The sequence below is a fragment of the Lysinibacillus sp. NPDC097287 genome, assembly GCF_044761695.1.
Taxonomy (GTDB): Bacteria; Bacillota; Bacilli; order Bacillales_A; family Planococcaceae; genus Lysinibacillus.
Genome location: NZ_JBIWCX010000008.1, coordinates 1 through 14,656 on the forward strand (window position 1 = coordinate 1; position 14,656 = coordinate 14,656).

General features: G+C 39.3%; 10 protein-coding genes, 1 riboswitch and 1 other annotated feature. Of the genes, 4 read left to right on the top strand and 6 right to left on the bottom strand.

Annotated elements, in window-relative coordinates; genetic code table 11:
- Positions 1 to 880: 880 nt before the first annotated feature.
- Together ACIQ2D_RS12525 and ilvA are read left to right on the top strand one after the other, a co-directional pair.
- Positions 881 to 2,233 carry a YjiH family protein gene (locus ACIQ2D_RS12525; protein WP_402864475.1) on the top strand — a complete coding sequence of 451 codons (1,353 nt, stop codon included), beginning with the start codon at positions 881 to 883 and terminating at the stop codon, positions 2,231 to 2,233.
- 155 nt (positions 2,234 to 2,388) lie between these two features.
- A complete protein-coding gene (ilvA, locus tag ACIQ2D_RS12530; protein ID WP_402864477.1) occupies positions 2,389 to 3,648 on the top strand; it encodes a threonine ammonia-lyase IlvA in 1,260 nt (419 codons plus the stop codon).
- Positions 3,649 to 3,877: 229 nt separating this feature from the next.
- On the opposite strand, the gene ACIQ2D_RS12535 is transcribed toward ilvA, so the two are convergent.
- The 3 genes from ACIQ2D_RS12535 to ACIQ2D_RS12545 form a co-directional block, all read right to left on the bottom strand.
- Positions 3,878 to 4,672: an ABC transporter ATP-binding protein gene (locus ACIQ2D_RS12535; RefSeq protein ID WP_402864478.1), complete on the bottom strand. Its 795-nt coding sequence runs from the start codon at positions 4,670 to 4,672 to the stop codon at positions 3,878 to 3,880.
- Positions 4,665 to 5,684, bottom strand: a complete 1,020-nt coding sequence (locus ACIQ2D_RS12540; protein WP_402864480.1) for an ABC transporter permease — start codon at positions 5,682 to 5,684, stop codon at positions 4,665 to 4,667. The genes ACIQ2D_RS12535 and ACIQ2D_RS12540 overlap by 8 nt, the downstream gene beginning before the upstream one ends.
- Before the next feature lie 76 nt (positions 5,685 to 5,760).
- A complete protein-coding gene (locus tag ACIQ2D_RS12545; protein ID WP_402864482.1) occupies positions 5,761 to 6,771 on the bottom strand; it encodes an ABC transporter substrate-binding protein in 1,011 nt (336 codons plus the stop codon).
- Positions 6,772 to 7,133: 362 nt separating this feature from the next.
- Positions 7,134 to 7,178, top strand: a riboswitch (PreQ1 riboswitch).
- 6 nt (positions 7,179 to 7,184) lie between these two features.
- On the opposite strand from ACIQ2D_RS12545, the gene ACIQ2D_RS12550 reads away from it, so the two are divergent.
- A complete protein-coding gene (locus ACIQ2D_RS12550; protein ID WP_402864484.1) occupies positions 7,185 to 7,667 on the top strand; it encodes a QueT transporter family protein in 483 nt (160 codons plus the stop codon).
- Positions 7,668 to 7,856: 189 nt separating this feature from the next.
- Positions 7,857 to 8,057 (top strand) — a binding site (T-box leader).
- Between the two features lie 60 nt (positions 8,058 to 8,117).
- Positions 8,118 to 9,281, top strand: coding sequence for a tryptophan synthase subunit beta (gene trpB / locus ACIQ2D_RS12555; RefSeq protein WP_402864486.1), 1,164 nt, complete (start codon positions 8,118 to 8,120; stop codon positions 9,279 to 9,281).
- A gap of 48 nt (positions 9,282 to 9,329) precedes the next feature.
- On the opposite strand, the gene ACIQ2D_RS12560 is transcribed toward trpB, so the two are convergent.
- The 3 genes from ACIQ2D_RS12560 to ACIQ2D_RS12570 all read right to left on the bottom strand — a co-directional run bounded on the left by ACIQ2D_RS12560 (position 9,330) and on the right by ACIQ2D_RS12570 (position 14,175).
- Positions 9,330 to 10,955, bottom strand: a complete 1,626-nt coding sequence (locus tag ACIQ2D_RS12560; RefSeq protein WP_402864487.1) for a long-chain fatty acid--CoA ligase — start codon at positions 10,953 to 10,955, stop codon at positions 9,330 to 9,332.
- 247 nt (positions 10,956 to 11,202) lie between these two features.
- Positions 11,203 to 12,156, bottom strand: a complete 954-nt coding sequence (locus ACIQ2D_RS12565) for an L-threonine 3-dehydrogenase (protein ID WP_402864489.1) — start codon at positions 12,154 to 12,156, stop codon at positions 11,203 to 11,205.
- A 348-nt stretch (positions 12,157 to 12,504) separates the two neighbouring features.
- Positions 12,505 to 14,175 carry a methyl-accepting chemotaxis protein gene (locus tag ACIQ2D_RS12570; RefSeq protein WP_402864491.1) on the bottom strand — a complete coding sequence of 557 codons (1,671 nt, stop codon included), beginning with the start codon at positions 14,173 to 14,175 and terminating at the stop codon, positions 12,505 to 12,507.
- Positions 14,176 to 14,656 lie beyond the last annotated feature (481 nt).

Below are 14,656 nucleotides of genomic sequence, written 5' to 3' on the forward strand. Positions count from 1 at the left end.
CCATAATATCTTTAGTTGATACACCTGCTAATTTCATTTCAATGGCCTTCATTTTTACTTCGATTGGATAACTGACTCTTGTTCCCATAGAAAAATACCTCCACATTGATTATTTCAGGTTTAAATACCCGTTATTCAATGAAAGGTGTTTTTATTTGTCTCATGTTATTAGGTCAGTCCCGCACTCCTGCTTCTTTTAGAGCGGAGTGTTTTTTTATGCTGATAAAGTATCTTTTCATTAGATATTGTGTGAGTAAGGTCAGCCGCTCACAGCCCTCTTCTCGCAAAATTAGAATGTTCATCCCTTTTTACTGTCTCGTATAGTAAAAAAATTTTCTAATAAAAATACTAGTTGATTGGAGTGGAAGGCGGTGACTCCTAGGAGATCAGCGAGGAACTTAAGCCCATGAAGGAGCACTAGGGGAACGAAGGCTAAAAACGTCACGTCCTGTGACAATTCATCTGCGAGAAAGCGAAGCGACAGCAGCACACCCTTCATGACCAACAGCCTGTAGCTGACGCTTCACTTTCGCTACACAAAACATCTTGTAGCTGACGCTTCGCTTTCGCTACACAAAACATTTGTTGTCCTAAGCTGCTCAAAGTGCGCCCCCTGGAAAGCACCACATGTAACGGAAATCAACAGTTGCCTTGAATACACTCTGCAAATTCTTCATATAGAATTCATTGACGTAATTGCCACTAAAACTTCTTTTTAGCAAGATGTCTTTTTATGTAACCTACTTTTCGCATCCCCTACAAACATTAAATTCACTGAAAAGTTTCACTATTTTTCTATTTGTGGACAACGCATAGATAACCATGTATTATGTATAATTATTCAACAATAACAACTATGAGAATGAGGTATATACACAATATGAAGAAATATCCTGTTTCTACATACTTTTACTTCATCATTCCTTCTCTTATCGGTGTGCTTTTATTCATGACACCCCTCTTAACGGATGATGGATGGAAAGTACCTATTGCTATTATGGCAAATCTACTCGCTAGTTTTGTCGCTCCTGTCATTAGCTACTTTACTTTATTTATTTTTGCAATCGCCAGTTTTGGTGCACTCATTGTTAAATTTATGCCGCACGATGAGAAGAAGCCAACTTTTATTGATACGCTTTTCCGCGTCAATTGGTTTTGGACAATTACACGACTTGTCGGCTTGATATTTGCATCTATGGTCGTATTTGACTTTGGCCCATCTGTAATTATTAATGAAAATACCGGTGGATTATTAATGGATCCAAACGATGGATTAGTGACATTTTTATTTACGATTTTCTTATTTGCCGGATTATTATTACCGTTTTTAACAAACTTCGGCTTGTTAGAGTTTTTCGGCTCAATGATGGTGTATATTATGCGTCCACTCTTTAAAATTCCTGGTCGCTCTTCGATTGATGCACTTACTTCTTGGGTTGGTGATGGTACAATCGGTGTCCTCATGACAAGTAAACAATACGAATTAGGTAACTATACAAAAAAAGAAGCATCCATTATTGCGACAAGCTTTTCAATTGTGTCCATTACATTTTGTATTGTTGTGTTAGATAGTGTAGATCTTTCACAATACTTTATCCCGTATTATTTAACAGTTGTACTGTGCGGGCTTGTACTAGCAATGGTCATGCCGCGTATTTATCCACTCGCTGGTAAAGAAGATACGTACATTGATGGATCACCACAAGACCTAGACCGTGAAAAGTTGCCTGAAGGCTATAATTCTGTGACACATGGATTAGAAAAAGCTTTAGCTGTCGCGAATGCTAATCGTAGCCCTCGTCGATTCTTTGAAGATGGCTTTAAAAACATGTTTGACTTATGGATTGGCGTAGCACCAATCGTTATGGCATTTGGTACGATTGCATTAATGCTTGCTGAATTCACAAGTGTTTTCACAATTTTAGGGAAACCATTTGAGCCTATTTTAACAGTACTTGGATTACCTGAAGCAGCTGAGGCAGCACAAACGATGGTTGTAGGATTTGCTGACATGTTCCTTCCTTCAATCTTAGGTGCTGGCATTGAATCTGAAATGACACGCTTTGTGATCGCAGTCGTTTCTGTATCACAACTTATTTATATGTCTGAGGTCGGCGGACTGATTTTAGGTACGAAAATCCCACTGAAGTTTTTAGACCTAGTCGTGATTTTCTTACTTCGTACCCTTATTTCATTACCAATTGCCGCACTGATGGCACACCTAATTTTCTAACTTATGTAGCAATTGTTCTCGCATTTAACAAGCGAGAACAATTGCTTTTTTTGAAAACGTTTTAATTTTTAGAATTAACTAAATATTTAGTCTCCTAATCCCTTTTTTATGTTAAAATGATATATGTTTTAGTTAAATTCGGAGGGAAAAATTCAATGGAGACTGATACAAAAACCGTGCAAGTCGAAAATATCCTTATTGCACATCATTTTTTAAAAGATGTAGTGGTCCACACACCGCTACAAAAAAACGATTATTTATCTGAGAAATACGGAGCTAATATTTATTTTAAGCGCGAAGATTTGCAGCATGTACGATCTTTTAAACTTCGTGGTGCCTACTATAAAATTAAAAAAATCGAATCAGAAGCACGAGAATATGGAGTTGCATGCGCCAGTGCAGGCAATCACGCACAAGGTGTGGCCTATGCCTGTGCACAACTAAAAATCCAAGCAAGCATTTTCATGCCACAAACAACACCAAAACAAAAAATCGACCAAGTGCGTATGTTTGGTCGCGAGTATGTAGAAATTATTTTAGCTGGTGATACATTCGATGATGCTGCTGAGAGCGCAATGGCTTATTGTGAGGAACAAAGCAAAATCTTCATCCACCCATTCGATGATTTTGATGTCATTGCTGGGCAAGGAACTGTTGCTGTCGAGATCATGAACGACATGGAAGAGCCTATCGACTATGTATTCGGTAGTATTGGCGGTGGTGGTTTAATGTCGGGTGTTTCTGCCTATGTGAAAAACCTATCGCCCAATAGTAAAATTATCGGAGTTGAGCCTGCTGGTGCAGGTAGTATGAAGGCCGCTTTTGCGGAAGGTGGCTCTGTCGCACTTGATTGGATTGATAAATTTGTAGACGGTGCTGCTGTAAAATGTGTTGGCAATCACACATATGAGGTGTGTCGCCGCTATTTAGACGACATCGTACTGGTGCCTGAAGGTAAAGTATGTACAACAATATTAGATTTATATAATAAACATGCAATCATCGCTGAGCCGGCTGGTGCACTTTCTGTTGCAGCAATCGACTTCTATAAAGAAGAAATTAAAGGGAAATCTGTCGTAGTCATCATCAGTGGTGGTAACAACGATATTGGACGTATGCAAGAAATTAAAGAGAAATCATTAATTCATGAAGGTTTACTTTACTACTTCATCGTTAGCTTCCCACAACGTGCCGGTGCACTTCGCCAGTTCTTAACAAGCGTTTTAGGCCCAAATGACGACATTACCACTTTCGAATATACAAAGAAAAACAACAAAGAAAGTGGCCCTGCTTTAGTCGGTATCGAACTCGGTAATCGTGACGAATACGAAGGACTGCTTGCTCGTATGAAGCAATTCGGTTTCAATTATAAAGAAGTGAATAATGATCTCCAATTGTTTGGGTTATTAGTATAGTTTTTGGCATCAGCTACGTAGTGTGGCTGATGTTTTTTTATGCGCATTTAGGGTTTATCGGACAGGTTTTCTATTTTATCGATAAGGTTGCGTGATCTATAGGAAGAGTTTCTTAGTTTATCACCTACTTTTCTAAATTTATCGCCCATCATCTCAAAAATATCGACATCCACCTTACAAACACGAAAAAACGCCCACACCAAAGTGTGAGCGCCAAGCAAACAAATAGTTATCCTAGCAATGCGCGGTCGGAGTTCATTTTCTCGCCGCGGATGCGTTCGAATTCTGCCATTAAGTCTGGAATTGTAAGTTCGTGCTTGCGATCCTCGCCAACTTGCAAGATGATTTGACCTTTATCCATCATAATCAAACGATTCCCCAAGTCTAAAGCTTGCTGCATGTTATGTGTCACCATTAACGTCGTCAGTTTATCTTTTTCTACAAGATGTTTTGTAATACTTGTAATGAGCTCTGCACGTGACGGGTCAAGTGCAGCTGTGTGCTCATCTAGTAATAATATCGAGGGTTTTGTGAAGGTTGCCATCAAAAGCGACAATGCTTGACGTTCCCCGCCTGATAATAAACCTACCTTCGCCGACAAGCGATTTTCTAGATTTAAGCCTAGCATCTCCAGAGACTCTTTGAAAAACTCACGGCGTTTCTTATCAACGCCAATTCGTAGTCCACGTCCCTTATTTCGAGAATAGGCTAAAGCCACATTCTCTTCAATCGTCATTGTCGGAGCTGTACCCGCCATCGGATCTTGGAACACACGACCGATAAATTGTGAACGTTTGTATTCCGGCAAACCTGTTACATTAGTGCCATCAATTGAAATGGTACCGAAGTCAGGTGTTAGTGCGCCTGATACCATGTTCATCATCGTTGATTTCCCTGCACCATTACTACCAATAATCGTTACGAAATCACCAGGCTTTAAATGTAAATTAATATCCGCTAATGCGATTTTTTCATCAGGTGTACCTTCATTAAAAATTTTGTTAATGCTATCTAATTTAAGCAAGATCGCTTCCCCCTTGCTTTGCAATTGCTACACTTTGTGCACGTTTCACTTTACGTTTACGTTCTTTGTTTTTATTAACAAACTGAGGAATAATTAACGCCATAATCACGATAACTGCTGTGATTAATTTCATATCTCCTGTATCTAGGAAATCTACTTTTAGTGCGAGTGCTAATACGATACGGTAAATGATTGCTCCTGCGATAACAGCAAGAGTTGTGCGCATAATTGTTTTTGTCCCGAAGATTGCTTCACCGATAATAACAGAGGCAAGACCAATAACGATCATCCCAATCCCCATTCCGTTATCCGCGAACTTCGAATACTGTGCGATTAAAGCTCCAGAAAATGCGACAAGTGCATTTGAAAGACCCAGTCCTAGAATAATAAGTGTATCTGTATTCGCAGAAAAACTACGAATCATTCGTTTATTATCACCAGTTGCTCGAATAGCAAGTCCGACCTCTGTTTTTAAGAACCAGTCAGCAATAAATTTAATTAAAATCGTGATGAATAATACTACAATCAGCGTACCCCAAGTAGAAGGTACATACTGTACTCCGAAGTTTTTTAATATATTATTTAAAGCGGCATCAATGCCTAAATTACCCCACCAATTTTGGAAACTTGAAAAAATCGTTTCTGAATTTAAAAGTGGGATATTCGGACGTCCTATCGTATTTTCTGCAGTTAACCCCATAATACGTAGATTAATAGAGTACAACGCAATCATCATTAAAATCCCTGATAATAGAGGGTTAATTTTCCCTTTTGTATGAAGAATTCCTGTCATACATCCAGCAATAAATCCAGCAACAATTGCTACTAATGTAGCTATGATTGGGTTGTAGCCAAGCACGATCATCATCGCCGCAGTAGCTGCACCTGTTACAAAGCTTCCATCAACCGTTAAATCCGGAAAATCTAACACGCGGAAAGTTAAATACACACCGAGTGCCATAATTGCATAGATGATTCCTTGCTCCACTGAACCGAAAATTGTTGTAAACATCGATGAATCATCTCCTAAAATATTTTCTTAAAATGAAGATAAAGCGGGGTTTAAAACACCCCGCTTCACACTTAAATTATTGCTCTAAAAGCTCAGCACCCCAAGTATCTTTTACATCGATGCCTAAGCTATCTGCTACTTTTTTGTTTATTACTAATTTTAAGTTTTGTGGATATTGTGCAGGTGTTTCTGCAGGCTTTGCTTCGCCTTTAAGGATTTTCACAGCCATTTGTCCAGCTTCATATCCGATATCAAAGTATTGGAAGCCGTATGCAGCTAAGCCACCACGTGCTACAGAGTCAAGTTCACCCACAATAAGTGGTAATTTATTTGTATTTGCTACATCAATTACTGATTCTAATGCAGACACAACTGTGTTATCAGTAATAATGTAAAATGCCTCTGCTTTACCTACTAATGATTCCGTAGCTTGCTTTACATCTGCTGAAGTTGCTGCAGATGCTTCTTCTATAGTTAAACCATGTTCAGCCGCAATTTTTTTCACTTCTGTTACTTGTGCCACCGAGTTTTGCTCACCAGCGTTGTATACCATACCGACTTTTTTAACACCTAATTCTTTTAGGAATGCTACTGTTTTTGAAATCGTATCTGGGTGTAAATCTATCGTACCTGTTACATTTTTACCTGGCGCCTCCATTGAAGCGACTAATTCTGCACCAACCGCATCCGTTACAGATGTGAAAATAATAGGAATATCACCTGTCGCTGCTGCAGCTGCTTGAGCTGAAGGTGTTGCATTAGCAAAAATCAAATCTACACCTGAGCTTACAAAGTTATTAGCAATTGTTGTATTCAAGCTATTATCACCCGCAGCAGTTTGTGGATCGAATTCCACCTTTAATCCAGATTCTTCAATTGCTTTTTTGAAACCATCTGTCGCTGCGTTTAAAGAAGGATGATCAACATATTGAGAAATCCCGATTTTATATGTTTTTTCCCCTTTAGAGCCGCTTTCACTTGCATTATTCTTTTCGTCACCTTTCGATTCAGTACCACCGCCACATGCAGCAAGTAGTAAAACTAAACCGAATAAAAGTAAAGAAAACTTTTTCATATTATTCTTCACAAATAATCCCCCTCGACCTTTTGTCTCATTATCATGCTATACCGTACCAACAATATGGCACTTCATCCTAGCAAAGTATGAATGTATCGCTATATTATCGTTATTAATGAGGTTCGTCAACAACATTATGAATGTTCTGACTTTTAAATATGACGAAATATTTTTTCTTTTCTATTAATTTGTCGCTTTAAACCGCTAAACTACGCGATTTATGTAGGTTTAAATATTTTCGTAGAATATGAAATTTTTTTATGTCAATTTAGCAAATTTTGATCTTCACAAGATGCAAATTTTTTGAACAACACTATTTTTCTGACATTTGACTTCTCCCCATCGCTATACTAGAATATCTACTTGTGCAAAACACCGTGGTTCGTAACCATCCCACGAAAAAAAACTAAGGAGAAATGAATATGAAAATAAAATTTTTAGCGGCAAGTGGAATTATTGCAGCATTGTATATTGCTGTAACCTTGCTTGTTCAACCATTTGGTTTTACTCAGGTGCAATTCCGTGTATCGGAAATGTTCAACCATTTAGTTGCTTTTAATCCTCGCTTTGCTGGTGGTATCATTATTGGTGTCTTTATCTCCAATTTATTTTCACCACTAGGCGTGTACGATCTTGCTTTTGGTGTTGGACATTCTGTGATTACACTTAGCCTATTTATCTTCATATGTAAATTTGTGAAAAATATCTGGGCTCGTTTAGTCATTAACACCTTATTATTTACAAGCACGATGTTCATCATCGCCTTCGAATTAAACTTAGCGCTTGAATTGCCATTCTTATGGACATGGCTTACAGTCGCTGTTGGCGAATTCGTTGTATTAGCTATCGGTGCACCAATTATGTATGCACTGAACAAACGTTTAAATTTCAAAAAATTAATCTAACGTTTTCAGACGAGTCTCTACTGAGGTTCGTCTTTTTTTATTGCATTGTATTGCTTTACTCTCCCCATAGATCTTTCTTTTTGTGGCTGTCGCTTCGCTTTCGCCACAGAAAAGATACACCCTCAAATTTATTTGAGGGTGTATCTTTTTATTGACACTATTCTGAAAATAACTTAAAATTCATTTCAATAACATGCGTAGAAGAAGAGTAGTAACAAGCTTTTGTACTTATAGAGAGCTGATGGTCGGTGTAAATCAGCAGTACACACTTGCGAATGGACTTCGGAGCAGCCTCATCCAAATGTGAGGACGGTGTTACTCCCCGTTACAGGAGGTTTGAGAGCGCAATGATTGCGAACAAAGGTGGCACCACGGTTACTCGTCCTTTTACCTAAGGGATTGAAGTGGCTTTTTTTATGGACAAAATTAGAATAGAGGAGTCGAGATTAGATGAGTACAGTAGCAGAGAAAAAAGGGTATTTTGGTGAATTTGGAGGTAGCTTCGTTCCTGAAGAACTTCAAAATGTATTAAATATATTAGATGACAATTTCCAAAAATATAAAGAAGACGAAGATTTCAAAAATGAATTAGACTACTATCTACGCGAATATGTCGGCCGAAAATCACCGCTCTATTTCGCTGAAAACCTAACAAATCAATTAGGTGGCGCGAAAGTCTACTTAAAACGTGAAGATTTAAATCATACAGGTTCACATAAAATTAATAACGTATTAGGACAAATTTTACTAGCAAAACGCATGGGTGCCAATCGTGTGATCGCTGAAACAGGTGCAGGTCAGCACGGCGTAGCAACAGCAACAGCTTGTGCAATGTTCGGCATGGATTGTACGATTTATATGGGGCTTGAGGATACAAAACGCCAAGCATTAAACGTGTTCCGTATGGAGTTACTAGGCGCAAAAGTGGTGGCCGTCGATAAAGGTCAAGGTCGTCTTAAAGATGCTGTAGATGAAGCTTTCGCTGATTTAGTGGAAAACTATGAAACTACTTTCTATTTACTAGGTTCAGCAGTTGGGCCTCACCCATTCCCATCAATGGTGAAGCACTTCCAATCAGTGATTAGCAAAGAAAGCCGTGAGCAAATTCTTGAAAAGGAAGGCAAGTTACCTACAGCAGTACTTGCTTGCGTTGGGGGCGGCAGTAATGCCATTGGTGCTTTCGCTGAATATATCACTGATGATGAAGTACGTTTAATCGGCGTTGAGCCAGATAAAGCAGCTACATTAAATGAAGGTACACCAGGTAATTTACACGGATTCAGATGTCTATTACTGCAAGATGAAGCAGGCAATCCACTGCCGACATATTCAATCGCAGCCGGTTTAGATTACCCTGGCTGTGGTCCAGAGCATAGCCAGTTAAAAACAATTGGTCGTGCTGAATATGTGACTGTATCGAATGAAGAAGTGCTAGAAGCGTTCCAAGTACTATCAAAAGTTGAAGGAATAATTCCAGCACTTGAAAGCGCTCATGCCGTTGCACATGCATTAAAACTTGCACCTACACTTTCAAACGAAGAAAGCATCATCATCAACATCTCTGGACGTGGCGATAAAGACGTCGAGCAAGTTTTCCATATGTTGAATAAATAATGATCTAAAAAGAGCGATTTCCACTATTAATGGAAATCGCTCTTTCTTTTATACTAATGAATTTAATTTCGGATAAAATTCTGCAACATTGTCACGCAGTTTCGCCTTTAAAAACTTACCAACAGATGTTTTCGGAATCTCATTTAAGAATACGATATCGTCCGGCACCCACCACTTCGCAAATTGGCTTTCTAAAAATGCAAGAAGCTCCTCTGCAGTTACAGTGCCCCCTTCTTTCAACACGACACAAGCAAGTGGGCGCTCTTGCCACTTAGCATGTGGAATCGCAATAACAGCCGCCTCGAACACATCATCATGCGTCATTAAAGCATTTTCTAAATCTACTGAAGAAATCCATTCCCCTCCCGATTTAATAAGATCTTTCGTACGGTCCATAATTTTAATGAATCCATCTTCTGTACGTACCGCAATATCACTTGTGTACAACCAGCCATCACGATATGCGTCGATCGTACGCTCGTCTCGATAGTATTCGTGTGAAATCCACGGGCCACGTAGACGCAGTTCACCCATCGTCTCACCGTCCCACGGTACTTCACCCTCTTCATTCACAATACTCGACTGAATGCCAGCCATCGTCATACCTTGCATACCACGTGCTTCCACACGTTTTTCAATTGGCCATTCGTCCATCCATGACATATAATTCGACAGTGCCACAATTGGAGTCGTTTCCGTCATGCCGTACACCACGATATATGGAATACCGTATTTCTCTTCAAATGTACGAATTAATCCTGCTGGTGACGCAGAACCGCCCGCGCAAATGGCACGTAAAGAGCTAATATCACGCTCTCGTTTTTCTTGCTCTTGTAAAGCACCTAGCCAAATTGTTGGTACACCCGCTGTTAACGTAACTTTTTCCTGTTCGATTAAATCTAGTATTATACTAGATGTGAAATGAGGTCCCGGCAGTACTTGCGATGCCCCAACATTTACACTTGCAAATGGTAACCCCCATGCATTTACATGGAACATCGGCACGATCGGCATCACGACATCGCGTTCACAAATTCCCATTGAGTCCACCATGTTAAGCATCGTACTATGAAGTACTAATCCACGGTGTGTATAAACTACACCTTTTGGATTCCCGGTTGTTGCACTTGTGTAACACATACCAGCCGGTGCATCTTCTTCTAAATCCCCTGGGAATTCGAAGCTCTCATCTGCAGCAGCAAGTAAATCCTCATAGGATAGTGCGTTTGGTAATGTTGTTTCTGGTAACGTCTCTTCGTCCGTCATAATAATATAATGTTTTACTGTTTTAAGTTCCGAAGCAATATTTTCAATAATTGGCACAAGGTCTGCATCGATTAGTAAAATTTCATCTTCTGCATGATTAATAATGAAAATTAAATGCTCTTCAGATAGGCGAATATTCACCATATGTAGCACGGCGCCAGAACATGGTACTGCGAAATATGCCTCTAAATGACGGTGCTGATTCCATGCGAAGGAACCTATTTTCATGCCCTTCTCCATACCAAGCTTTGTCAATGCATCTGCTAATCGGCGTGTTCTTTTTGCCCATTCGCCATACGTTAAACGGTGAATTTTAGTAGGGCTTGTACGTGAAATAATTGTCTTTCTTGCAAAATAACTTTCTGCTCGTTTAAAATAATTCGTTAACACTAATGGTCCTTGCATCATAAAACATTCATCCCTTCTCCTATGAAATTCCCCTTAAACCCTTGTTGAATAGTTAATAGAACGTTATTGTTCGAATACTATTAATATTCTGAATACCATTATATTGGAAATCCGAAAAATACGCTATATATTCCAAAAAATTTCTTTTTAAAACCGTTATTTTGTATTTCCATATAGTTATATCACCAGCTGTATTTATGCCTAAAATGAATAAACCCCGTAGCTGTAAAACGCTACGGGATTCTGTTTATGAAATTGCTTTCTTTTGAAGCTTCACTTTTAACTTTGCCAGCATATCCTCTGTCATTCGTGCTAAATCATATTCTGCTTTGAAGCCCCATTCCTCTTGTGCCGCTTCAATGTTTAAAGAATTCGGCCAACTATCTGCAATGGCTTGCCGCACAGGATCAACTTTATAATCCAAACGGAAATGTGGAATATGTTTTTTAATCTCAGCAGCTATTTGAGTTGGCTCAAAGCTCATCGCCGTAATGTTAAACGCGTTTCGGTGAATCAACTTACTACCATCCGCTTCCATTAAGTCAACAATCGCCTGCAGTGCATCAGGCATATACATCATATCCATGTACGTACCTTCTTTAATGTAAGAAGTGTACTTACCTTGCTCAATCGCTTTATAGTAAATTTCAACCGCATAATCTGTTGTACCGCCACCCGGAGGAGTTGCATAAGAAATCAGACCTGGAAAGCGCACACCACGTGTGTCTACGCCAAAACGATTGAAATAATAGTCACATAATAATTCGCCTGCTACCTTGTTCACCCCATACATCGTCGTTGGACGTTGCAGTGTATCTTGCGGAGTATTGTCCTTTGGCGTTGACGGACCGAATGCCCCAATTGAACTTGGTGTGAAAAATTGCATGTCTAATTCACGAGATACCTCTAACGCATTCATTAACCCGCCCATGTTTAAATTCCAAGCAAACAATGGATTTTTTTCTGCAGTAGCAGATAATAATGCAGCTAAATGCATCATTGTATCAGCACCAAAATCCTTTGCTAAATCATGCATTTTTTGTCCATCTGAGACGTCCAAAATTTCAAACGGACCCTTTGTATGCTCTGGCTTGCGAATATCTGTCGCCAATACGTTGTCCTCTCCATAAATACCACGAAGCTTCTCTACTAATTCAGAACCAATTTGACCAAGCGCTCCGGTCACCATAATTTTTTTCATATTCAATAACCTCCGACGGCAAACATTTGTATTTTTAGAAAGTACATTATCTTTAATATAAACATTGATTTAACACTACATTTGATGTTTATCATTATAATGTGTTCTTTTTAAAAACACAATACCAATATTTAAACTTTTCGAAAATTCAACATAAAATGCGCTACTACTAGTATATGATTACTCTTAAATAATGTGACGAAAAGAGCAGAAAAACACATATGTATTTTCCATAAATACAATTATCTATTTTTTACATAAAAAAAGAACTTTCTCTACGGCTCTCCATAAAGTAAAGTTCTCCATCTTCTCGAAACTTCATTATTTTTCTACACTACACATCTTTTATTATATTGAAAAACGTTTCACAGCAATCTGTAACACTTTCGATACCTTACGCACCTCTTTTATATAATTATGAAAATGCTGCTGTGCTTTTAATTGCTCTGTTGTTAAAGTCGCTACATGTTTGGTGGACGTTGCATTCTCATCCGAAAATGAGGTCAACATAAGCGCATCCTCGCTTATCTTCTCTGTATGATTAGCGATTTGTTGCACCGTTGTCGAAACTTCAAACATATAAGGCTTAATTGTATGGACCTTTTCTAAAATATGCTCGAAGCTTGTGGCTGTTTGCCCTGTAACTGCTACCCCTTTATCCGTCGCTGATAATACACCTTCCATCATTTGCACAGCGTACTGCGAATCGACATGAATATTTTGTACAATCGACGTTATCATTTGTGTTGAACGTACTGTTTGCTCGGCTAATTTTCTCACTTCATTCGCAACAATTGCAAAACCCTTTCCGTGTTCGCCTGCTCTTGCTGCTTCTATGGATGCATTTAGTGCCAGTAAATTTGTCTGTGCCGTAATTTTTTCAATGACCTCCACCATTTGATCAATCGTCTCTGCTCGCTCGACTAGATTTGAAATAGCTGTATTTGACTTTTCAACCGCACGCTTAATCACCTGCATTTGTGATAAATTAGCCTGTACAATGTCTGTCCCACTTTCAGCATCCTTCGCCGCTTCATAAGCAAACTGCTCAACTGACTTCACTTTTTCTAAAATGACTTGCACACCTTTTAGCACTTCATCTAAAGAAGCCGTGTTAGAAGCTAATTTCGTTGTCGATACATTCGTAGAATCAGAAATTTTTTGAATATCCTTCGCCATTTTCATCGTTGTCGTCGTTGCTTGTTCAGACGACTCTTGAAGTATTTCCGTCATCCCTTCAACTTCCTGCGCACTGCTTGTGACAGTCAGCAATAGCCTCTTCACCTCTGTCACCATCTGGTTATAGGAAAGGACAACTTCTCCTAGCTCATCTTGCGCCACATAGCTAGCATTCGCAGTAAAATCACCTTGCTCCGCACGCTTTAACAAAGATTTCAGCTGACGAGTCGGGACATTAACTGCCCTTGTCGCCACATAACCAATGACCATAACAAGTACCACGACAAATATACATACGCCTCCTAATAACCAATAAGCAAATTGCATATCCTTTTGGTATACAGCTTGCTGTTCCTCTGCACGCTTCACTAAATAACTTTGTGTCTCTTCTAATAAAGTATGGCTCTGCTGGCTCATCGGCAAATACGACTGCTCATAAAAATTCTCTAACGCATCTCCATCCAAACGCTGATAGTCGTTTATCAACTCCGTTTGCTGCGCTAGTAGAGTTTTGTATTTTTTCACCTGATGACTCATTTTTTTATCGATATCCAGACTTTCTAACTGACGTAAAGGCTTCTCTGTATTCTTTAGTATTGCAGCTAATTTCTGATCATTTCCACTTGTCGTCACTAAAAAATCCATTTGTCGCTGGACTTCCTCTAACTCATTCAACCATCCAATTGGTACAAGCCCTTGCGTATGACTTTCGCTCGCATGCCACGACATTTTCCGTAAATAATCTACACTAAACACACCTAACAGTACATTTGATAGTACACAAACAATCATTAGTACAAGTAGCTTATCCTTCACTTTAATGTAACGAAAAAAATGCATCACTTTCGGCTCCTTCTTCCATCCTTACACTAAGGATAATATTGAGATATAAAGCCTGTGTGATGTTTTTGTAAAAGTTTTGCTAAGATTCTCGTTGATGATTTTCATCTTTAAGCACTAACTCGATATGTGAAAAATTACACCCCAAAATATCGAACTCATTTTACAAGGGATTCATCATCATGAATGAGGGATTTCCGTTCCGGCTGTGCGCTTTCCGGGGGGCGTCCGATGAGCCAGCTTCGGGCCAACAGGATGTTGGTCACGAAGGCGTTGTCACAGGACGTGACGTTTTTAGCCTTCGTTCCTTTATTGCCTCGCTCCAGGGTCTCGGGCCAACACGATGTTGGTCACGAAGGCGTCGTCACAGGATGTGACGTTTTCAGCCTCCGTTCCTTTATTGTAATCCCCCAGGAGTCGCACAGCCTCCACTCCAATCTAATCCAAAAGCCTGCTACTAATAATGAGCTCTTTAAAAAAA